At 71.6% G+C, this 19,755-nt stretch carries 20 protein-coding genes; 14 read left to right on the top strand and 6 right to left on the bottom strand.

Translation table 11 applies throughout. The features are described from left to right. Positions 1–188 precede the first annotated feature (188 nt). The 5 genes from serS (at position 189) to ACZ41I_RS29730 (ending at position 5,825) form a co-directional block, all read left to right on the top strand. Positions 189–1,472, top strand: coding sequence for a serine--tRNA ligase (gene serS / locus ACZ41I_RS29750; RefSeq protein ID WP_468515511.1), 1,284 nt, complete (start codon positions 189–191; stop codon positions 1,470–1,472). Positions 1,473–1,648: 176 nt separating this feature from the next. Beyond that, positions 1,649–2,365 carry an LPXTG cell wall anchor domain-containing protein gene (locus ACZ41I_RS29745; RefSeq protein ID WP_468515510.1) on the top strand — a complete coding sequence of 239 codons (717 nt, stop codon included), beginning with the start codon at positions 1,649–1,651 and terminating at the stop codon, positions 2,363–2,365. Positions 2,366–2,464: 99 nt separating this feature from the next. Then, positions 2,465–3,454, top strand: a complete 990-nt coding sequence (locus ACZ41I_RS29740) for a COG1470 family protein (RefSeq protein ID WP_468515509.1) — start codon at positions 2,465–2,467, stop codon at positions 3,452–3,454. Then, the gene (locus tag ACZ41I_RS29735; RefSeq protein ID WP_468515508.1) at positions 3,451–4,548 is read left to right on the top strand and encodes a hypothetical protein; all 1,098 of its coding nucleotides are present in this window, start codon (positions 3,451–3,453) and stop codon (positions 4,546–4,548) included. Before ACZ41I_RS29740 ends, ACZ41I_RS29735 begins: the two co-directional genes overlap by 4 nt. Next, positions 4,545–5,825 (top strand): hypothetical protein, encoded by a 1,281-nt coding sequence (locus ACZ41I_RS29730; RefSeq protein ID WP_468515507.1) that lies wholly within the window; start codon positions 4,545–4,547, stop codon positions 5,823–5,825. Before ACZ41I_RS29735 ends, ACZ41I_RS29730 begins: the two co-directional genes overlap by 4 nt. A 146-nt stretch (positions 5,826–5,971) precedes the next feature. Here the strand turns inward: ACZ41I_RS29730 and ACZ41I_RS29725 are convergent, their stop codons facing one another. Beyond that, a complete protein-coding gene (locus ACZ41I_RS29725; protein WP_468515506.1) occupies positions 5,972–7,477 on the bottom strand; it encodes a peptide MFS transporter in 1,506 nt (501 codons plus the stop codon). Between the two features lie 497 nt (positions 7,478–7,974). Here ACZ41I_RS29725 and ACZ41I_RS29720 point away from each other — a divergent pair, with 497 nt between their 5' ends. Together ACZ41I_RS29720 and ACZ41I_RS29715 are read left to right on the top strand one after the other, a co-directional pair. Beyond that, complete coding sequence (locus ACZ41I_RS29720) at positions 7,975–8,652, top strand: response regulator transcription factor (protein ID WP_053661516.1); 678 nt, start codon at positions 7,975–7,977, stop codon at positions 8,650–8,652. 41 nt (positions 8,653–8,693) lie between these two features. Further along, a complete protein-coding gene (locus ACZ41I_RS29715; protein WP_363216469.1) occupies positions 8,694–9,965 on the top strand; it encodes an ATP-binding protein in 1,272 nt (423 codons plus the stop codon). Positions 9,966–9,971: 6 nt separating this feature from the next. Here ACZ41I_RS29715 and ACZ41I_RS29710 read toward each other — a convergent pair whose 3' ends face one another. Then, on the bottom strand, positions 9,972–10,478 hold the full coding sequence (locus ACZ41I_RS29710) for a GtrA family protein (protein WP_363216470.1): 507 nt from the start codon (positions 10,476–10,478) through the stop codon (positions 9,972–9,974). 182 nt (positions 10,479–10,660) lie between these two features. Here ACZ41I_RS29710 and ACZ41I_RS29705 point away from each other — a divergent pair, with 182 nt between their 5' ends. The 3 genes from ACZ41I_RS29705 to ACZ41I_RS29695 are packed head-to-tail and all read left to right on the top strand — an operon-like array spanning position 10,661 to position 13,502. Beyond that, positions 10,661–11,800 (top strand): 5-(carboxyamino)imidazole ribonucleotide synthase, encoded by a 1,140-nt coding sequence (locus tag ACZ41I_RS29705; protein WP_363216471.1) that lies wholly within the window; start codon positions 10,661–10,663, stop codon positions 11,798–11,800. Then, positions 11,797–12,318: a 5-(carboxyamino)imidazole ribonucleotide mutase gene (gene purE / locus ACZ41I_RS29700; RefSeq protein WP_468515505.1), complete on the top strand. Its 522-nt coding sequence runs from the start codon at positions 11,797–11,799 to the stop codon at positions 12,316–12,318. The genes ACZ41I_RS29705 and purE overlap by 4 nt, the downstream gene beginning before the upstream one ends. Before the next feature lie 5 nt (positions 12,319–12,323). After that, on the top strand, positions 12,324–13,502 hold the full coding sequence (locus ACZ41I_RS29695) for a dipeptidase (RefSeq protein WP_468515504.1): 1,179 nt from the start codon (positions 12,324–12,326) through the stop codon (positions 13,500–13,502). On the opposite strand, the gene ACZ41I_RS29690 is transcribed toward ACZ41I_RS29695, so the two are convergent. Further along, on the bottom strand, positions 13,451–14,581 hold the full coding sequence (locus ACZ41I_RS29690; RefSeq protein WP_468515503.1) for an alkene reductase: 1,131 nt from the start codon (positions 14,579–14,581) through the stop codon (positions 13,451–13,453). The genes ACZ41I_RS29695 and ACZ41I_RS29690 overlap by 52 nt on opposite strands. Before the next feature lie 61 nt (positions 14,582–14,642). Between ACZ41I_RS29690 and ACZ41I_RS29685 the strand changes: the two genes are divergently transcribed. Beyond that, the gene (locus ACZ41I_RS29685) at positions 14,643–15,002 is read left to right on the top strand and encodes a MerR family transcriptional regulator (RefSeq protein ID WP_363216475.1); all 360 of its coding nucleotides are present in this window, start codon (positions 14,643–14,645) and stop codon (positions 15,000–15,002) included. A gap of 36 nt (positions 15,003–15,038) precedes the next feature. On the opposite strand, the gene ACZ41I_RS29680 is transcribed toward ACZ41I_RS29685, so the two are convergent. Both ACZ41I_RS29680 and ACZ41I_RS29675 read right to left on the bottom strand, forming a co-directional pair. After that, complete coding sequence (locus tag ACZ41I_RS29680) at positions 15,039–15,425, bottom strand: VOC family protein (protein WP_363216476.1); 387 nt, start codon at positions 15,423–15,425, stop codon at positions 15,039–15,041. A 16-nt stretch (positions 15,426–15,441) separates the two neighbouring features. Continuing rightward, on the bottom strand, positions 15,442–15,813 hold the full coding sequence (locus ACZ41I_RS29675) for a VOC family protein (RefSeq protein WP_399773977.1): 372 nt from the start codon (positions 15,811–15,813) through the stop codon (positions 15,442–15,444). 94 nt (positions 15,814–15,907) lie between these two features. On the opposite strand from ACZ41I_RS29675, the gene ACZ41I_RS29670 reads away from it, so the two are divergent. Beyond that, a complete protein-coding gene (locus ACZ41I_RS29670; protein ID WP_468515502.1) occupies positions 15,908–16,414 on the top strand; it encodes a CGNR zinc finger domain-containing protein in 507 nt (168 codons plus the stop codon). Between the two features lie 90 nt (positions 16,415–16,504). Here the strand turns inward: ACZ41I_RS29670 and ACZ41I_RS29665 are convergent, their stop codons facing one another. Then, a complete protein-coding gene (locus ACZ41I_RS29665) occupies positions 16,505–17,848 on the bottom strand; it encodes a UDP-glucose dehydrogenase family protein (protein WP_468324399.1) in 1,344 nt (447 codons plus the stop codon). A 180-nt stretch (positions 17,849–18,028) separates the two neighbouring features. Here ACZ41I_RS29665 and ACZ41I_RS29660 point away from each other — a divergent pair, with 180 nt between their 5' ends. Together ACZ41I_RS29660 and ACZ41I_RS29655 are read left to right on the top strand one after the other, a co-directional pair. Continuing rightward, positions 18,029–19,186, top strand: coding sequence for an acyl-CoA dehydrogenase family protein (locus ACZ41I_RS29660; RefSeq protein WP_399773968.1), 1,158 nt, complete (start codon positions 18,029–18,031; stop codon positions 19,184–19,186). Between the two features lie 162 nt (positions 19,187–19,348). Beyond that, positions 19,349–19,711 carry a four-helix bundle copper-binding protein gene (locus ACZ41I_RS29655; protein ID WP_363216482.1) on the top strand — a complete coding sequence of 121 codons (363 nt, stop codon included), beginning with the start codon at positions 19,349–19,351 and terminating at the stop codon, positions 19,709–19,711. The last annotated feature ends 44 nt before the right edge of the window (positions 19,712–19,755 follow it).

The following is a 19,755-nucleotide window of genomic DNA, read 5'->3' as shown; positions in this document are numbered from 1 at the left end:
CCCCGGGGTGAATCCCCTCCCGAGTGCGGGGAGGAAATGCCCCGCCGGCCGGCCCCCGTCATCGGGCCCGACGAGGCCGTCGTACGACGGCGAAGGCGTGGTGGCACCGCGAGCACCCTCTCGCCCACGCCCCGAGGGAACCGACCCGGGGCGGACTGTGCCGCCCCGCCGCACAGTTGGGCAGCACCATGCTTGACATCACCCTCATCCGGCAGCACCCCGAACGCGTCCGCGAAGGCCTCGCCAAACGCGGCCTGGACGTCGACCTCGACGCCTTCCTCGCCCTCGACCGACAGCTGCGCGAGGCCCGCACGGCCCTGGAGCGGCTGCGTGGGGAACGGCGCCGCGTCTCGGCGGACATCGCGACCCGGCGCCGGGCCGGCGAACCGGCGGGGGAACTCCTCGGCAGGGCGGCGGAACTGGCCGACCGGGTCACGGAGGCCACCGCCGCGCACGGCCGGCTGGAGGCCGGGCACCGCGCGTTCCTCGACGGCCTGCCGAACCTCCCCGACCCGGACGTGCCCGCGGGCGGCAAGGAGCGCAACCAGGTCGTCCGTACCGAGGGCGCCCGCCCGGAGTTCGGCTTTCCGCCCCTCGACCACGTCCGCCTCACCGAGGACCTCGCGCTGGTCGACCACCGGCGCGGCGCCGCGCTCGCCGGCAGCGGCAACTGGGTCTACCGGGGCGAGGGCGCCGCACTGGAGTGGGCGCTGCTCAACCACTTCCTGGACGGCCACCGCCGGGCCGGCTACACCTTCGTACTGCCGCCCCACCTGCTGACCTGGCAGGCCGGCTACACGGCGGGCCAGTTCCCCAAGTTCACCGACGACGTCTTCGTCACCGACCACGGGCCCGACGGCCGTCCCGAGCGCTTCCTGCTGCCCACCGCCGAGACCGCGCTCGCCGCCCTGCACCACGGCGAGACCCTGGACGAGCGCGAGCTGCCCCTCAAGTACGTCGCCTACACCCCCTGCTACCGCAAGGAGGCGGGCGGGTACCGCACCGCGGAGCGGGGCACCCTGCGCGGCCACCAGTTCAACAAGGTCGAACTGTTCCAGCTCACCCGGCCCGCCGACTCGGAGGCGGCCCAGCGTGAACTGCTCGCCCGGGCGGAGGAGTCGGTCGCCGGCCTGGGCCTGCACTACCGGGTCACCCGGCTCGCCGCCGGGGACACCAGCGCCGCCCAGGCCGGCACGTACGACGTCGAGGTCTGGCTGCCCAGCCTGGGCGCCTACACGGAGGTCAGCTCGGTGTCGAACGCCCGCGACTACCAGGCCCGGCGCGGCGGCATCCGGTACCGCCCGGCCGGCGGCGGCAGGGCGGTCCACGTCCATACCCTGAACGCCTCGGGCCTGGCCACCAGCCGCCTGGTGCCGGCCCTGCTGGAACAGCATCAGCGGCCCGACGGCACCGTCGTCGTTCCCGAGGTGCTACGGCGCTGGGGGCTGCCGGAGGTGCTGCGCCGGCCGTAGGGGGCCCGGCCCACCCTCCACTCCGGCCACCCGTCACACACGCCGGATCGTCACAACTCCGGCGTGTGATGCGTCTTCCCTCCTCACGGCGCCGGGCGTACCTTGACGGCCGAATCTGATGTGCCGTCAGGAACTGCTCGCCGGAGCGAATCCGCAACGAATGGGGTGGACCGACCGTGTCGTACCCGAAACGAACCGCCACGCTCGCGTCCGCCGCGGCCCTGGCCGGCTCGGCGGTGCTGCTGTCCGCGCCGGCCGCCCACGCCGACGTGGTCGACGTCGACTACCGCTGTCACACCCCGATCGGCGTCAAGAGCGCCGTCTCGCCCATCGACATCACGGGCGTCAGGAGCGGCGGCGGCTACAAGATCACCATGACCTGGCAGAAGGGTGTCTCCTCCAGCCCGGTCGAGCTGGGCAAGGGCGCGATGAGTCCGAGCGCCACCATCAGGCTGGGCGGTGCCGACAGCGGCACCCTCGCGGTCAGCGGGCCCCCGAACGCGGCCGCGATCCCCGCCAACACCCCCATCAGGATCAGCGACTTGAGCGGCACGTACACGCCGAAGAAGTCCGGCAAGGTCACCTTCACGCCGGGCACGCTCGTCATCAAGGCGCTCGGTACGACGACGACCTGCACGCCGGCCAACAGCCCCGAACCGGGCCTGACCCTGGCCGTGACCGCAGCCGGCGGCTCCTCGTCCACGTCCTCGTCGTCTTCCTCTTCGTCCTCGGCCTCCGGTGGTTCCTCCGGTGCCTCCTCCGGCGGACAGCTCCCGCAGACCGGCCCCGAGGACTCCGCCGTCGCCCTCGGCACACTCGGCGGCACGGTGCTCCTCGCCGGCACGGCGGGCGCGCTCTGGCTGACCCGACGGGGGCAGACGGTGCGGCGCTGACGCCCGGGCCCCGCCGAAGCAGAGCCCCACCGAACCCCGCGAACCGAGGCCCCACTCGACCCGAGGCCCCACTGCACCGAGGCCCCGCCGGAGCCGCCCATGCCGTCCGCCGCCCGCGCCCTGATCCGCCACCGGCGCCTGCCCCCGGTCCGCGCCCTGTTCCGGGCCGGCGCCGTCCTGCCCGCGGGCCTGTGCCTGTGCGCCGCGCTCGGCACCGTGCTGGGCGTCGCACCCCGTGTCTCGGCCGCCGCGCCGGGGGCCACGCCCCGGGCCTCGGCCGCCGCGGGCTGGTCCGTCGCGCCCGCCGGCGGTGGCCGTCCGTCCTTCTATGCCGAGGGCACGCCCGGGACGGTCCTGCGGGACACGGTGTCCGTCACCAATCCCGGACGGGCGCCGGTCGTCGTACGGCTGTCCGGCACCGGCCTGCGGACCGTCTTCGCCGAGCGGGCCGGGACTGGGATACGTGTCCCGGCCCGCACCCGCGCCGAGGTGCCCTTCACCGTGACCGTGCCGGTCGGGGCGGCGCCCGGCGACCGCTCCGCCGCCGTCGTCGCGCGCGACACACGGGGGCATACCGCGACCGTCCCCATCCGGCTGCGCGTGGGCGGCCCCGCGCTCGCCGCACTGACCGTCGAGCACCTCGCCGTGCACGCCGATCGCATCACGTACGAGCTGGTCAACCGCGGTACGACCGTCCTCGTACCGAGGGTCGCGGTGCGTGCCGACGGCATCCTCGGCCGGGTCCTGGACCGCGCCGCCCGCCCCCTGCCCGTCCGCCTGCGCCCCGGTACCCGTCTGAAGCTCACCGAGCCGTGGCCCGACCGGCCCGCGCTGGACGCCGTCGACGTACGCCTGACGGTGACGGCCCCGGGCGGAGCCCATGACACGGCGACCGCGACGGCCCACTTCGTGCCGTGGCCGGCGCCGGCGGCCACGGCCGGTGCCCTGCTGCTGATCACGGGCGCGGCGCTTGCCGCACACCGGTACCGACGCCGTACGCCGTCCGGCGGTCGGCCGGTCCGTGGGGCGGACGGCGTTGCCGGGGGCGGCCCTTGTGGCGGTGCGTTGGCGGAGGGGGCGGTGAAGTGAGCGGAAAGGCAGGGGCTCTGCGGCTGTCCACCTTGGCGGTGGTGCTCGCGCTGCTGGTGGTGCCCTTCTCGGGGCGGGCGGCGGTCGCGGCGGACGGGCCGGTGGTGACGCTGTCGGCGTCGCAGGGGGGCGCCGGGGGAGCGGTCACCGTCAGCGGTAGCGGCTGGCGGTCGCACACGTTGCTGATGCTGTTGGTGTGTGGGCGGGCCACACCGTCCCGGGGTGTCATCGGCGGGACCAACTCCTGTGCCAACGGTGACGGCCGCGCCGTGACCACCGACGCCCGGGGCGGCTTCCGCCGGAGACTCCCGGTCGCCGAACCGCCCGTACCCTGCCCCTGCGTGGTGCACGTGGCCACCGTCACCGGCGCCGAGGCGCAGGCGGACGCCGTCCTGCAGGTCGCCGGGCACCCCGTCGCCCCGCTGCCCGCCGAACAGTCCGGGGGCCGGCTGGCGATCCTGTCCGACACCCGGCTGACCGGGTCGAGCGGACCGCTCACCTGGTTCGGGGCGCCGCCGAGCCGCACCCTGGTCTTCACCGTCGGCAACACCGGCACGGGCGCGATCAAGGACCCCGTCTTCCAAGTCGGCTCCGCCCACGGCGTCTTCGCCCCGCAGTGGGACGACCGGCAGTGGCACGGCACCCTGGCGCCCGGCGGACGCGCCGAGGTCAGGCTGCCGGTCGAACTGTCCGCCGGGGCGCACGGCGACTACACCGTGTCCCTGAAGTACGACGGCAGGGTCCTCGCCGAACAGCCGTGGGGCGTGGGCCGCCCCTGGGGCGTGACCCTGTTCTGGATCCTGCTCTGCCTGGTGGTCCCGGCCGCGCTGTTCCGCATCGGCATGGCCGTGGTGGACCGGGTACGGCCGCGCCACCCGGGCGGTTCCCGCAGCAGCGGCCGCAGGCTGCCGTCCCGGCCCGCGCTGCGGCTGCCGCTGTCGCGCTCCCGGACCCCCGAACCGCCCCCCACGAACCCGACCCTGCCGTGGTTCACCCCGGGCTCCGTCCCGGGCGACCCGGCCGGCCGGCTCTCCGCACCGCACGCCGACAGCCCGTCGAGTCCTACGACTCCCACCACGAAGGGACCCACGTGAGCATCCGAAGGAGAGGGACGGCCGCGGGCGCCGCGCTGGCGCTGAGCGGTGCGGGCGTCCTGCTGGGCCTCGCCGCGAGCCCCGCGCAGGCGGCCGAGGTGTCGTACGCCACCCACTGTGTGCCACCGGCGGGCATCAGTCCCGTCGACGGCACCACGAAGGTCGAGATCACCGCACCGGCCACCGCGAAGGTCGGTGACACGGTGGACGTCGTGTGGAAGTTCGTCCAGGCCGCGTCCAAGAACCCCGACATCATCGACCTGCCCGCCGACTCGGTCCAGCCGTCCGGAGTGCTGAAGGCGGCCGGCGCGCAGACCGCCGGCATCGCGATGCAGGGGACGCGCACGAACCCCGCGATCCCCAAGGGCGGCGACATGGTGCTGTCCGACATGAAGGGCAGCCTGAAGCTGACGGCGGCCGGTGCGGTGACGCTGACACCGGACGCGTACACCGTCAACGCGATGTCGACGGACACCAGGTGCTCGCCGAAGGAGACCGTGCAGAAGGCGGCGACGATCCAGGTGACGGACGGTGGCGGCGGCACGTCCAGCAGCACACCGACCCGGTCGGCGACGCCGACGCGGTCGAGCACCCCCACCCGTTCGACGACCCCCACGGCCACCACGAGCGGCGGCAGCGGACAGCGCGACTTCACCGGCAAGGAGGTGCAGATCCCCTACGCCTGCAAGACCCCGATCGGCGACAAGAACGCGACCTCGCCGGTGCAGATCGACGCACGGAAGAACGGCGGGAACTTCGACCTCACCGTGCAGTTCAAGAAGTCGGTGATGAACAGCCCCGCCGACATCCCCAAGGACTCCGTGAAGCCGTCCATGGAGGTGGTGCTCGGCGGTGCCGACAAGGGCACCGTGCATGTGGAGGGGCCGGCCAACGCCCAGCCCATCAAGTCCGGCGACCCGATCGAGATCCCGGACCTCACCGGCACCTACAAGCCCGGCGCGAGCGGCAGTTCGACGCTGTCGCCGGGGGTCCTGACGGTCAAGGCGCTCGGCACGACCACGACGTGCACCCCGACCAGGACCGAGGTCTCGCTCACCCTGGACACCAGCGGGCAGCCGGGCGGCGCGTCCGGAGGCACGTCCGCCTCCGGCGGTTCGGCCGGCGGCGGCAGCAGCACCTCCGGCTCCGGCGGCCTCGCCGAGACCGGCGCGAGCGACCACGGCGCCCTCAAGGCACTGGGCCTGGTGGCGGGCACGGCGATCCTCCTGGGCGGCGCGGTGTTCACCTTCATGCCGGGCCGCAGAGTACGCCGGTAACTTCTCTCCGCCGCAACGGTGAGTCACCACGACGGCGGGTTCCGGCGGTGCCGGACGCACGGCAGCCCCCGGACATGCACGGAGGGCCACCACATCCCGGGGATGCGATGGCCCTCCGTCGGCCGGGCCGGGCCCGGCGGCAGCGACTAGTGCACGTCACCCATCAGCTTGTTGACGTTCTTGCGGTACATCCACACCGCCACACCGGCGATCACGGCGAGCGCCGCCTCCAGGCCGACGTAGCCCATCTTGTCGAGGTTGACCCCGCCGACGGCCGGGTTCGACATCAGCGCGGTGAGCGAGTCGCCCGCGGTGACGGCGAGGAACCAGACGCCCATCATCTGGGAGGCGTACTTCGCCGGCGCCATCTTCGTCGTCACGGACAGACCGACCGGCGACAGCGTCAGCTCACCGATGGTCTGCACGAAGTAGATCGCGACCAGCCACATCGCCGCGGCCTTGTGACCGCCCTCGGCGATCGACAGCGGGGCGAGGAAGACGAAGAAGGACACACCGATCAGCACCAGACCGGAGGCGAACTTCACGATCGTGCTCGGCTCCTTGGCGCGCCGGTTCAGCCACAGCCACAGCCAGGCGAAGACCGGCGCCAGGGCCATGATCATGACCGGGTTGACCGACTGGTACCAGGAGACCGGGAACTCCCAGCCGAGGATCGAGTTCTTGGCGCTCTTCTCGGCGAACAGCGACAGGGTCGAACCACCCTGGTCGTAGATCATCCAGAAGACCGCGGCGGCGACGAAGAACCAGATGTACGCCCGGACCTTCGACTTCTCGGTCGTGCTCAGGTCCTTGTCGCGCAGCATCCGGGCGATGACCAGGATCGGCACGACCAGACCGATGACGGTGAGCGGGATCAGCGCCCAGTTCAGGGTGAAGTGACCGGTGCCGCCGACGACGCCGTAGAAGACCGCGGCGACGGCCAGCCAGGTCAGGCCCTTGCGCAGGGTGACGGACTTCTCGTCGGCCGTCAGCGGGGTGGGGACCTCGCTGCTCTTCGCGCTCAGGTGACGGCCGCCCAGCAGGTACTGGGCCAGACCCAGCGCCATGCCCAGCGCGGCAAGGGCGAAGCCCAGGTGCCAGTTGACGTTCTCACCGACGGTGCCGATGACCAGCGGCGCGACGAAGGCACCGGCGTTGATGCCGATGTAGAAGAGGGTGAAGCCACCGTCCCGGCGCGGGTCCTCCGGGCCGTTGTAGAGGTGGCCGACCATCGTGGAGATGTTGGCCTTCAGCAGACCCGAACCGATGGCGACGAGACCGAGGCCCACGAAGAAGCTGGCGGCCACGGGCAGGGCGAGGCACAGGTGGCCGAGCATGATGATCAGACCCGCGACGGCGACCGTCTTGCGGGGGCCGAGCACGCGGTCGGCGAACCAGCCGCCGGGGAGGGCGAGCAGGTACACGAGCGACACGTACACCGAGTAGATCGCGGTCGCCGTGCCCGCGCTCAGGTGCAGGCCGCCCGGGGCCACCAGATACAGCGGGAGCAGGGCCCTCATGCCGTAGTAGGAGAAACGCTCCCACATCTCGGTCATGAAGAGAGTGGCCAGGCCGCGGGGGTGGCCGAAGAAGGTCTTCTCGGAACCGGGGGTGCCCGGGCGGACCGAGTCCTTCGTCAGGCTGGACGCCATGGTCGTTCCTTGCTGGTCGGGACGCGCTTTTCTGGAGCGTTGCGCGCCCGGTGGGGGTGCGGCCGGCACCGGCAGGGTCGGCCGCCCACCCCCAACGCCCAGGGGGAGTCCGTTTCCGGGTCGCGGAAGCGGTGGACGGCGACCACCGGGATCCACGCCCCGACGCGACGATGCGTCCGGAGCCCGGCCAGAGGTCATTCCTTTCAAGGCTGATCTTGATCAGCCCGCACACAAAAGAGACCCTCAGCGTCATGTGATCGCCAAAGGTCCCCGGGTGTACTACAGGCGTTCAGGTCACCATACGGCAGGACAGTGCCGGATATGGAAGGACTTGAGACGCGGATCACAGGTGTCGGGGGAACCGCAGAAACGGATTCGAAGGTCTCTCCTACGATCGCATCCCCGGACCAATGGTTCGTACCAGCAGCGTACGAAGGTAAGAGACCGCGGAAGCGATCACACCCCAGCACCGTGGGCGGGCGGTCTACCATCACTCCATGACCCGTGTACTGCTCGCCGAGGACGACGCGTCCATCTCGGAGCCGCTGGCCCGCGCCCTGCGCCGGGAAGGTTACGAGGTCGAGGTGCGCGAGGACGGACCCACCGCGCTCGACGCCGGAATGCAGGGCGGCGTCGATCTGGTCGTACTGGACCTGGGCCTGCCGGGCATGGACGGCCTGGAGGTCGCCCGCCGGCTGCGGGCCGACGGCCACACCGTGCCGATCCTCATCCTGACCGCGCGGGCCGACGAGGTGGACACCGTCGTCGGCCTGGACGCGGGCGCCGACGACTACGTCACCAAGCCCTTCCGGCTCGCCGAACTGCTCGCCCGGGTGCGGGCACTGCTCCGGCGCGGCGCCGCCGAGCCGCAGCAGCCGCCGGCCACGCACGGGGTGCGGATCGACGTCGAGTCGCACCGGGCGTGGATGGGCGAGGAGGAACTGCAGCTCACCGCCAAGGAGTTCGACCTGCTGCGGGTGCTGGTGCGGGACGCCGGCCGGGTCGTCACGCGCGACCAGCTGATGCGCGAGGTCTGGGACACCACGTGGTGGTCCTCCACCAAGACGCTCGACATGCACATCTCCTGGCTGCGCAAGAAGCTCGGCGACGACGCGGCGAACCCGCGCTACATCGCCACCGTACGAGGCGTGGGCTTCCGCTTCGAGAAGAGCTGAGCCCCCGCCGGAGGCCCAGCGATCACCTCAGGTAACCGAACATGCGCCGACGTCTCATCCAGTCCACCCTCGCCGTCGTCCTCGTGGTGATCGCCGTCTTCGGCATCTCCCTGGTGATCGTCGAGACCCGGACGATCAGCAACAGTGCCCAGGAGCGGGTGGAGTCCGAGGCGGTGCGGCTGGCCAGCATCGTGGACAGCCGGATCCTCGCCGCCGAGAACGTCAACGCGGACGTGCTGCGCAACCCGGTCAGCAAGGACCAGTACGCGGTGATCCGCATGCCCGGCAGGGCCCCGATAGAGATCGGCACCCAGCCGCGGGGCGACGTCATCAGCGCCTCGCAGGCGGGCGAGTCGGGCGAGCAGGTCACCGTGCAGGAGCCCCGATCCGCGGTGACCCGCGAGGTCGGCCGGACCCTGCTGATCATCGCGCTGGTGGCGCTGCTCGCGGTCGTCGCCGCCGTTCTGCTCGCCGTACGGCAGGCCAACCGGCTCGCCTCCCCGCTGACCGACCTCGCCGAGACCGCCGAACGGCTCGGCTCCGGCGACCCGCGCCCGCGGCACAAGCGGTACGGCGTCCCCGAGCTGGACCGGGTCGCCGATGTGCTGGACTCCTCCGCCGAGCGGATCGGGCGCATGCTGACCGCCGAGCGGCGCCTCGCGGCCGACGCCTCCCACCAGCTGCGCACCCCGTTGACCGCGCTGTCCATGCGGCTGGAGGAGATCACCCTCACCGACGACCCGGACACCGTGAAGGAAGAGGCGAACGTCGCGCTCACCCAGGTGGAGCGGCTCACCGACGTGGTCGAGCGGCTGCTGACCAACTCCCGCGACCCGCGCACCGGCTCCGCCGTCACCTTCGACCTGGACGAGGTCATCCAGCAGCAGCTCGCCGAGTGGCGGCCCGCCTACCGCAGCGCCGGCCGGGCCATCGTCAGCTCCGGCAAGCGGCATCTGCAGGCCGTCGGCACCCCGGGAGCGGTCGCCCAGGTGCTGGCGGCGCTGATCGAGAACTCCCTCATGCACGGCGGCGGCACGGTCGCGCTGCGCACCCGGGTCACCGGCAACCAGGCCGTGGTCGAGGTCACCGACGAGGGCCCCGGCGTCCCGGCCGACCTCGGCGCGCGCATCTTCGAGCGGACGATCAGCGGACGGAACTCCACCGGGATCGGCCTGGCCGTCGCCCGCGACCTCGCGGAGGCCGACGGCGGCCGCCTGGAGCTGCTGCAGGCCCAGCCGCCGGTGTTCGGGCTGTTCCTGTCCCGTACGCCGCCGGCCCGCAAGCCGGAGGAGGACCGGCCGACGGTTCGCTGAACCGGGTTACGGAACCCGCTGCGACTTGGGCTCCGGCTCGGGGTAGGGCTTCTTCGACTCGGCCACCAGGATCGACTCCGCCTCCCGGGTCGGCTGCACACGGAACACCCAGGTGCGGTACGACCAGAAGCGGAACAGGGTCGCGATGCCGATGCCGACGAACTTGAAGACGTTGCTCTGCAGCGGGCTGTCCCAGCCGAACCCGTAGGTCGCCGCGTACAGCACGCCGTTCTCGATCACCAGGCCGATCGCGCTGAAGAACAGGAACAGCGTGAGTTCCTTGGTGCGGCCGCCCTTGTCGCGGTCCCGGTACGTCCAGTAACGGAAACCGACGTAGTTGAACGCGATCGCGACCACCGTCGCGATGATGCTGGCGCGCACCACCGGCAGGTCGGAGACGTGCCGGACGAGGTTGAAGACGCCGAGGTTGACGAAGATGCCCGCAACGCCGACGGTGCCGAACTTGGCCACCTCGCGTACGAGCCGTTGCAGCCCCGAGGAACGAGGTTCCATGGCTGTGCAGCTCCCGTCGGTAGGTTTCGTCAGCCCAGCCATGCTATCCAGGCGGGCTCACCGATGCCTCCGCACCGGGCCACAGGTCGGAAACAGGTCGGAAAGAGGGCGGAAAGCTACCGGTAAGAGATCGTGAGAGGGACGCGATCCGGCTGCCCCGGCGTGGCCGATACGCTAGAGGTGTGACGTTCCCGGTAGTCGGCATGGTCGGCGGGGGGCAGCTCGCGCGTATGACGCACGAGGCGGGCATCCCGTTGGGCATCAGGTTCAAGCTTCTCAGTGACACTCCCCAGGACTCGGCGGCGCAGGTCGTGAGCGATGTCGTCATCGGCGACTATCGCGATCTGGACACGCTGCGTGAGTTCGCGCGCGGGTGCGATGTGATCACCTTCGATCACGAACATGTACCCACCGAGCACCTCAGGGCCCTGGAGGCGGACGGCATCCCCGTGCGTCCGGGGCCCGACGCGCTGGTGCACGCCCAGGACAAGGGCGTGATGCGCGCGAAGCTCGACGCGATCGGCATCCCGTGCCCGCGGCACCGGATCGTGGCCGATCCGGAGGACGTGGTGCGCTTCGCGGCGGAAGGGGACGGCTTCCCGGTCGTCCTGAAGACCGTCCGCGGCGGCTACGACGGCAAGGGCGTGTGGGTCGTGGAGACCGCCGAGGAGGCCTCCGACCCGTTCCGGGCCGGTGTCCCGGTCCTCGCCGAGGAGAAGGTCGACTACGTCCGCGAGCTCGCCGCCAACGTCGTACGCTCCCCGCACGGCCAGGCCGTCGCCTACCCGGTGGTGGAGTCGCAGCAGGTCAAGGGAGTCTGCGACACGGTCATCGCCCCCGCCCCCGACCTGGACGAGTCGCTCGCGCTGCAGGCCGAGCGGATGGCGCTGACCATCGCCAAGGAGCTGGACGTCGTCGGGCACCTGGCCGTGGAGCTGTTCCAGACCCGCGACGGCCGCGTCCTCGTCAACGAGCTGGCGATGCGCCCGCACAACTCCGGCCACTGGACCCAGGACGGCGCGATCACCTCGCAGTTCGCCAACCACGTCCGCGCGGTCCTCGACCTCCCGCTCGGCGACCCGCGCCCGCGCGCCAAGTGGACGGTCATGGTCAACGTCCTGGGCGGCGACTACCCGGACATGTACTCCGCGTACTTGCACTGCATGGCCCGCGACCCCAAGCTCAAGATCCACATGTACGGCAAGGACGTGAAGCCCGGCCGCAAGGTCGGACACGTCAACACCTACGGCGACGACCTGGACGACGTGCTGGAGCGCGCCCGTCACGCAGCCGGCTACCTGAGAGGCACGATCACCGAATGAGCCCTGTTGTTGGCATCGTCATGGGGTCGGACTCCGACTGGCCCGTCATGGAGGCCGCGGCCAAGGCCCTGGACGAGTTCGAGATCGCCTACGAGGTCGACGTCGTCTCCGCGCACCGCATGCCCCGCGAGATGATCACGTACGGCGAGCAGGCCGCCGACCGCGGACTGAAGGTGATCATCGCCGGTGCCGGGGGCGCCGCCCATCTGCCGGGCATGCTCGCCTCCGTCACCCCGCTGCCGGTCATCGGCGTCCCGGTGCCGCTGAAGTACCTGGACGGCATGGACTCGCTGCTGTCCATCGTGCAGATGCCGGCCGGTGTCCCGGTCGCCACCGTCTCCGTCGCCGGCGCCCGCAACGCCGGTCTCCTCGCGGCCCGCATGCTCGCCGCGCACGACGAGGACCTGCTGCACAAGATGCGCGACTTCCAGCAGGACCTCAACGACCAGGCCACCGAGAAGGGCAAGCGGCTGCGCACCAAGGTCGAGGGCCAGGGCCACTTCGGCATCGGGAAGTGAACCGGATGACCTCCCTCGACGAGGCCCGCGCGCTGCTGCGCGAGTTCCCGGTCGTCGACGGCCACAACGACCTGCCGTGGGCGCTGCGCAAGAAGGCCGGCTACGACCTCGACACCCTCGACATCGCACGCCACCAGAACGCGCAGCTGCACACGGACATCCCGCGGCTGCGCGAGGGCGGCGTCGGCGCCCAGTACTGGTCGGTGTACGTGCCCTGCGAACAGCCGGAGCCGGTGGCGGCGACGCTGGAGCAGATCGACTGCGTACGGCAGCTGCTCGCCCGCTACCCGGCGGACCTGGCCCCGGCCCTGACGGCCGCGGACATGGCGGGGGCGCGGGCGGCCGGCCGTATCGCCTCGCTGATGGGCGCCGAGGGAGGCCACTCCATCGCCAACTCGCTCGGCACCCTGCGCGGCCTGTACGCGCTGGGCGTGCGCTACATGACGCTCACCCACAACTCCAATGTGGACTGGGCGGACTCCGCGACCGACGAGCCGAAGGCCGGCGGCCTGACCGGCTTCGGCCGCGAGGTCGTCCGCGAGATGAACCGGCTCGGCATGCTGGTCGACCTCTCGCACGTGGCGGCGACGACGATGCGGGACGCGCTGGACGCGACCTGCGCGCCGGTGATCTTCTCGCACTCCTCCGCCCGCGCGGTGTGCGACCACCCGCGCAACATCCCCGACGACGTGCTGGAGCGGCTGCCCGCCAACGGCGGGGTCGCGATGGTGACGTTCGTGCCGAAGTTCGTGCTCCAGGCGGCCGTCGAATGGACGGCCGCGGCCGACGACAACCTGCGCGCCCACGGCCTCCACCACCTCGACACCGGCGCCGAGGCGATGAAACTGCACCGCGCCTTCGAGGAGCGCAACCCGCGCCCGGTCGCCACGGTGTCCACGATCGCGGACCACCTGGACCACATGCGCGAGGTGGCCGGCATCGACCACCTGGGCATCGGCGGCGACTACGACGGCACTGCGTTCACCCCGGACGGCCTGAGCGACGTCTCCGGCTACCCGAACCTGCTCGCCGAACTGCTGGACCGCGGCTGGTCCAAGGCCGACCTGGCCAAGCTGACCTGGCAGAACGCGGTGCGGGTGCTGGGCGCGGCGGAGGACGTGGCCCGTGACCTTCAGGCGACCCGGGCGCCCTCCAACGCCACCATCGAGTCGCTGGACGGCTGAGCCGCGAGGGCGGGGTAGTCGTTGTAACCCTCCGCCCCGCCCACGTACATGAAGTACCGGTCCCGGACCGGGTTGAGAGGTGCGCCGAGGCGCAGCCGCTCGACCAGGTCCGGGTTGGCGAGGAACGGCCGGCCGAGCGCCACCAGGTCGGCACCGGCCGCCAGCATCTCCTGTGCGGCCCGGGTGACCTCCTCCGTGGAGAGGCCGGTCAGGTCCGGGTTGCCGATCAGGACGCCGGGCCAGCCGGCGCGGATCCGCCGGTACCAGCCGGTGGCCGGGTCCGAGCGCACCAGGTGCAGATAGGCGAGGTCCAACCCCTTCAGCCGGTCCAGGAGCGCGGCGTACAGGCCGTCGGTGTCGTCCTCGCGGACGCCGTTGACGCTGCTCGCGGGGGAGATGCGGATGCCCACCCGGTCCGCGCCGATCGCGTCGGCCACCGCCTCGGTCACCTCCGCCGCGAACCGCACCCGCCGCCGGGCCGAGCCGCCGTAGCCGTCCGTACGGCGGTTGGTGTTGCCGGCGAGGAACTGGTGCAGCAGCATTCCGTTGGCCGAGTGCACCTCCACCCCTTCGAAGCCCGCCTCGACGGCCCGGCGGGCGGCGGCCGCGAAGTCGGCGATCGTGGCACGGATGTCGTCCGCCGTCATCTCACGCGGCACGGCGGCCTGCCGGTGGCCCTGCGGGGTGAAGATCGTCTCCGGCAGGGCGACGGGGGAGGGCGCCACGGGGGTCAGTCCGGTGGTCGCCGGGTGGCTGACCCGGCCGCCGTGCTGGAGCTGGAGGAACATCCGCCCGCCGGCCGCCCGCACCGCGTCGGTGACCCGCCGCCAGCCGGCCGTGTGCCGGTCGGTGTGGATCGCGGTGATGTCCGGGTACGTCTGTCCGACCGCGTTCGGCGTCGAGCCCTCCGCGACGATCAGGCCGGCGGAGGCGCGCTGGGCGTAGTGAGTGACCATCAGGTCCGTCGGGGTGCCGTCGGCCTCCGCGCGGTTGCGGGTGAGCGGGGCCATCACCAGGTGGTTGGGGAGTTCGAGCCGGCCGAGGCGGGCCGGGGCCAGGAAGTCCGTTGTCTGCGTCATGCCGGCACGGTAGAACTTGACACTGATGTCAGATTCAAGCCCTCTTCGGGGGAGGCGGCGGATGCGGATCGGCGAACTGGCCCGGCGCACCGGCGTGAGCGAGCGATCGCTGCGCTACTACGAGACCCAGGGGCTGCTCCTCGCCGAGCGCACCCCCGGCGGCCACCGCGACTACCCCGACGCGGCCGTCGACCGGGTCATCCGCATCCAGGAGCTGTACGCTGCCGGGCTGCACAGCGAGAAGATCCGGCAGCTGCTGCCCTGCATGCGCGACCGGGACGGCGGGCCCTCCGCGATCGCCACCCCGAAGCTGGTCGCCGACCTCACCGCCGAACGCGACCGCATCGACCGCATGATCGCCGACCTGCGGCGCTCCCGGGAGACCCTCGACGAGGTGATCCGCACGGCCCGCGAGAGCTGAGCGGACCACCCCGGACGCCTCACCGCCCCGGACGCCTCATTCGATCCGGCACAGGCAGAAGGGGTGGCCGGCGGGATCGGCGTACACCTGGAAGTCCTTCGTCTCCCGGTCCTCCAGGTCCAGCGGCCGGGCGCCCAGCGCGAGCACCCGCTCATGGGCCGCGTCCACCTCCGCCCAGGTCCGGCCCGCGTCGAAGTCGAGGTGGAACTGCTGGCCGTTGCGGTCCGCCCGCGGCCACTCCGGCGGGGTGTGCCCCTCGGCCCGCTGGAAGGCCAGCCGCGGCCCGTCCGGGACCTTCAGCACCACCCAGTCGTCGTCCTCGGCCTGCGGGGTGCCCCCGGCCACCGCCGCGTAGAAGGCGGCCAGCGCATGCGGGTCGGGACAGTCGAGCACGACGGAACGGAGTCGGGCGACGGACGCCATGGGATCCTCCCTGGTCTCAGCAGGCGCACAGACAGAACGGGTGCCCCGCCGGATCGGCGTACACACGGAAGGTGCGTTCCCGGTCCTCCGCGTCCAGCGGACGCGCCCCCAGCTCCAGCACCCCCTTCTCGGCCGCGTCCAGGTCCTCCACGACCAGGTCCAGGTGGAACTGCTGCGCGCCGTCCGGCGCCGGCCACTTCGGCGGCACGTACCCCGGCGCCTCCTGGAAGGCCAGCGCCGGCCCGCCGGGCACCTTCAGGTCCACCCACTCGCCGCTGTCGTCGGAGTCCGCCTCCGCCGTGCCGCCCAGCACCGCGGCGTAGAAGCCGGCCAGCGCATGGGGATCGGGACAGTCCAGCACCACGACACCGAGCTTGGCGAGAGCCATGACTACCTCCTTGTGTCACAACGGCGTTACCCGTACATGCGGGTAACCGGTAACGGTTACTGCATGCTCCCGCATCGGCGGTAACGTCGCAAGCATGAGTGAGAGATCGGCCGCTCCCGGAGGCCTGGCGCTGGTCGAGTCGCTGGTCAACACGCTGGACCTCGAAACCGGCGCCGACACACTGGACACCGAGGAGGGACGGGGGCGTTTCGGGATCACCACGGACGGGCTGGAGGAGGCACGGGACCTGCGGGAGTCACTGCGGGCCGCGCTGCTCGCCCACGCCGGACACCGGCCGCACCGCGAGGTGACCCCGCTCGGCACGCTGCTGTCCCGCGCCCCGCTGTACGTCGCCGTCGACGAGCGCGACGGCTCCGCGGCCCTCGCCGCCGCCCCGGACGCCCCCCTGCTCTCCCGCGTCGCCGCGGCCGTCGCCGAGGGCCTGACGGAAGGCACCTGGATGCGGCTGAAGGCCTGCGAGGCCGCGGACTGCCACTGGGCCTACTACGACCGCAGTCCGGCCGGCCGGGGCCGGTGGTGCTCGATGCAGGTGTGCGGGGCCCGGGCGAAGATGCGGCGCTACCGGGCGAAGGGTGCGTGACGCACAGCTCCTTGGTGCAGAATGCGAAAGACGCCGGTTCGGCCGACTGAGCCTCGGCCGAACCGGCGTCTTTCGCATGTCCTCATGCCCTCATGCCGTCGGGCGCCCCATCGCCCGGTAGGTCCAGCCCGCCCGGCGCCACAGCTCCGGGTCGAGCGTGTTGCGGCCGTCCAGGATCACCCGGTCCGCCACGACCTCACCGAGCGCCGCCGGGTCCAGCTCACGGAACTCCTGCCACTCGGTCAGGTGCAGGACGACATCGGCGCCCCGGACCGCGTCCAGCGCCGAGTCGGCGTACCCGAGGGTGGGAAAGACCCGGCGGGCGTTCCCCATGCCCTTCGGGTCGTACACGGTGACCTGGCCGCCCTGGAGGTGGATCTGCCCGGCCACGTTCAGCGCGGGCGAGTCACGCACGTCGTCCGAGTCGGGCTTGAACGTGGCGCCGAGCACCGCGACCCGCTTGCCGAGGAAGGAACCGCCGCCGAGCGCCTCCCGGGTCATCTCGACCATCTGCCCGCGCCGGCGCATGTTGATGGAGTCGATCTCGCGCAGGAAGGTCAGCGCCTGGTCCGCGCCCAGCTCGCCGGCCCGCGCCATGAACGCCCGGATGTCCTTCGGCAGACAGCCGCCGCCGAAGCCGATCCCGGCGCGCAGGAACTTCGCCCCGATCCGGTCGTCGTGCCCGATGGCCTCCGCCAGCTTCGCCACGTCACCGCCCGCGGCCTCGCACACCTCCGCCATCGCGTTGATGAAGGAGATCTTCGTGGCGAGGAAGGAGTTCGCGGCCGTCTTCACCAGCTCCGCGGTCGGGAAGTCGGTCACCACGAACGGCGTGCCCTCGCCGATCGGCGTCGCGTACACCTCACGCAGCAGCTTCTCGGCGCGCTCGCTGCGCACGCCCGCCACGATCCGGTCCGGGTGCAGGGTGTCCTGCACGGCGAAGCCCTCGCGCAGGAACTCCGGGTTCCACGCCAGCTCGGCGTCCCCGCCCGCCGGGGCGTGCTCGGCGAGGTACCCGGCCAGCCGGTCGGCCGAGCCCACCGGCACCGTCGACTTGCCGACGACCAGGGCCGGGCCGTGCAGATGCGGGGCGAGCGAGGAGACCGCGGCGTCGACGTACGACATGTCGGCCGCGTACTCCCCATGCCGCTGCGGAGTGTTCACGCACAGGAAGTGCACGTCACCGAAGGCGCCGGCCTCGGCCCAGTCCATGGTGAACCGCAGCCGCCCGGTGGACCCCTCGAAGCCCGCCACATGCTTCCTCAGCAGCTCCTGGAGCCCCGGCTCGTACATGGGGGTCTCGCCGCGCTCCAGCATCGCGATCTTCTCGGGTACGACATCGAGACCCAGCACCTCGAAGCCCAGCTCGGCCATGGCCGCGGCGTGCGTGGCGCCGAGGTAGCCGGTGCCGATCACGGTGATCTTCAGGCTCATGGAAGTGCTCCAGGTCGGGTACGTCGGTGATGCGGAGCCGAGCATAGTCGGGCCGTCCACCGGGCAATTTCCCTGCTGTCGCCAAGCTCACGTAGGCGTCCCACGGGCCGCCCTCTAAAATTTGAGTTACTTAACGGTAATTAGCGTCAGTATCACTGCGTCTTTGGAGCGTGAGAGACCGTGGCCGGATCGGCTGACTTCGACCTGTACCGCCCGTCCGAGGAGCACGACATGCTCCGGGACGCCGTTCGTTCCCTGGTCGAGGCGAAGATCGCGCCGTTCGCCGCGGCGGTGGACGAGGAGGCCCGCTTCCCGCAGGAGGCCCTCGACGCCCTCGTCGCCAACGACCTGCACGCGGTACACGTCCCCGAGGAGTACGGCGGCGCCGGCGCCGACGCGCTCGCCACGGTCATCGTCATCGAGGAGGTGGCCCGCGCCTGCGTGTCCTCCTCCCTGATCCCCGCCGTGAACAAGCTGGGCTCCCTCCCGGTGATCCTCTCCGGCGGCGAGGACCTGAAGAAGAAGTACCTGACCCCGCTCGCCAAGGGCGACGCGATGTTCTCGTACTGCCTCTCCGAGCCGGAGGCCGGCTCGGACGCGGCCGGCATGAAGACCAGGGCCGTCCGCGACGGCGACTTCTGGGTCCTCAACGGCGTCAAGCGCTGGATCACCAACGCGGGCGTGTCGGAGTACTACACGGTGATGGCCGTGACGGACCCGGAGAAGCGCTCCAAGGGAATCTCCGCCTTCGTCGTCGAGAAGTCCGACCCGGGCGTGTCCTTCGGCGCCCCGGAGAAGAAGCTCGGCATCAAGGGCTCCCCGACCCGCGAGGTCTACTTCGACAACGTCCGCATCCCCGCCGATCGCATGATCGGCGAGGAGGGCACCGGCTTCGCCACCGCGATGAAGACCCTGGACCACACCCGCATCACCATCGCCGCCCAGGCCCTCGGCGTCGCCCAGGGTGCCCTGGACTACGCCAAGGGCTACGTCCAGGAGCGCAAGCAGTTCGGCAAGGCCATCGCCGACTTCCAGGGCATCCAGTTCATGCTCGCCGACATGTCGATGAAGATCTCGGCGGCCCGCGCCCTCACCTACCAGGCCGCCGCTGCCTCCGAGCGCGGCGACGCCGACCTCACCTATCTGGGCGCCGCCGCCAAGTGCTTCGCCTCGGACGTGGCCATGGAGGTCACCACGGACGCCGTCCAGCTCCTCGGCGGCTACGGCTACACCCGCGACTACCCGGTGGAGCGCATGATGCGCGACGCCAAGATCACCCAGATCTACGAAGGCACGAATCAGGTCCAGCGGATCGTCATGGCCCGCAACCTGCCGTAAGGCAAGGACCGCACGGCTCTTTCAGGAAGGCGCCCTCCGGGGCGCCTTTCCGTTGTCCGGGGGCACCTGCCGACCGGTCGGTCACATGCGTGGCAGGCCCCGGGGACGTAGGACGGAAGCACACGGGACCCGTCCCGGGTCCCCGCCCTCCGAGGAGGAGCCATGACCCAGTCCCAGATGATGCCTGCCCTCACGCAGCAGATGCAGGACTGCATCGAGGCGTGCATGAACTGCCACAGCATGTGCGAGGAGAGCATGAGCTCCTGCATGCAGAAGGGCGGCCAGCAGCAGATGCAGGTCATGCGCGCGCTGATGGACTGCTCCGAGACGACCCGCATGTGCGCGGACATGATGATGCGCCGCTCGCCCATGTCCGCCGAGATGTGCATGCTCTGCGCCAAGGTGTGCGACATGTGCGCCGAGGCGTGTATGTCCATGCCCGACGACCAGCAGATGATGCGCTGCGCGGAGGCGTGTCGCCGCTGTGCGGAGAGCTGTCGCGCGATGGCGGGCGCCAAGATGTGACGCCCGCTGCGGGGCCGCGGCTCCCTGAGGAGCTGCGGCCCCGC

This window comes from Streptomyces sp. NPDC030799, from assembly GCF_055572255.1.
The sequence above is the reverse complement of the archived record's forward strand: the minus strand, read 5'-3'. Positions and strand labels throughout refer to the sequence as shown.

Coding starts and splice junctions, on each gene's coding strand:
- ACZ41I_RS29675 (WP_399773977.1), bottom strand. CDS start 15,813: ATGGCTCTCGCCAAGCTCGGTGTCGTGGTGCTGGACTGTCCCGATCCC.
- ACZ41I_RS29725 (WP_468515506.1), bottom strand. CDS start 7,477: ATGGCGTCCAGCCTGACGAAGGACTCGGTCCGCCCGGGCACCCCCGGT.
- ACZ41I_RS29690 (WP_468515503.1), bottom strand. CDS start 14,581: ATGACGCAGACAACGGACTTCCTGGCCCCGGCCCGCCTCGGCCGGCTC.
- ACZ41I_RS29655 (WP_363216482.1), top strand. CDS start 19,349: ATGACCCAGTCCCAGATGATGCCTGCCCTCACGCAGCAGATGCAGGAC.
- ACZ41I_RS29740 (WP_468515509.1), top strand. CDS start 2,465: ATGCCGTCCGCCGCCCGCGCCCTGATCCGCCACCGGCGCCTGCCCCCG.
- ACZ41I_RS29665 (WP_468324399.1), bottom strand. CDS start 17,848: ATGAGCCTGAAGATCACCGTGATCGGCACCGGCTACCTCGGCGCCACG.
- ACZ41I_RS29670 (WP_468515502.1), top strand. CDS start 15,908: ATGAGTGAGAGATCGGCCGCTCCCGGAGGCCTGGCGCTGGTCGAGTCG.
- purE (WP_468515505.1), top strand. CDS start 11,797: ATGAGCCCTGTTGTTGGCATCGTCATGGGGTCGGACTCCGACTGGCCC.
- ACZ41I_RS29710 (WP_363216470.1), bottom strand. CDS start 10,478: ATGGAACCTCGTTCCTCGGGGCTGCAACGGCTCGTACGCGAGGTGGCC.
- ACZ41I_RS29695 (WP_468515504.1), top strand. CDS start 12,324: ATGACCTCCCTCGACGAGGCCCGCGCGCTGCTGCGCGAGTTCCCGGTC.
- ACZ41I_RS29685 (WP_363216475.1), top strand. CDS start 14,643: ATGCGGATCGGCGAACTGGCCCGGCGCACCGGCGTGAGCGAGCGATCG.
- serS (WP_468515511.1), top strand. CDS start 189: ATGCTTGACATCACCCTCATCCGGCAGCACCCCGAACGCGTCCGCGAA.
- ACZ41I_RS29720 (WP_053661516.1), top strand. CDS start 7,975: ATGACCCGTGTACTGCTCGCCGAGGACGACGCGTCCATCTCGGAGCCG.
- ACZ41I_RS29680 (WP_363216476.1), bottom strand. CDS start 15,425: ATGGCGTCCGTCGCCCGACTCCGTTCCGTCGTGCTCGACTGTCCCGAC.
- ACZ41I_RS29715 (WP_363216469.1), top strand. CDS start 8,694: ATGCGCCGACGTCTCATCCAGTCCACCCTCGCCGTCGTCCTCGTGGTG.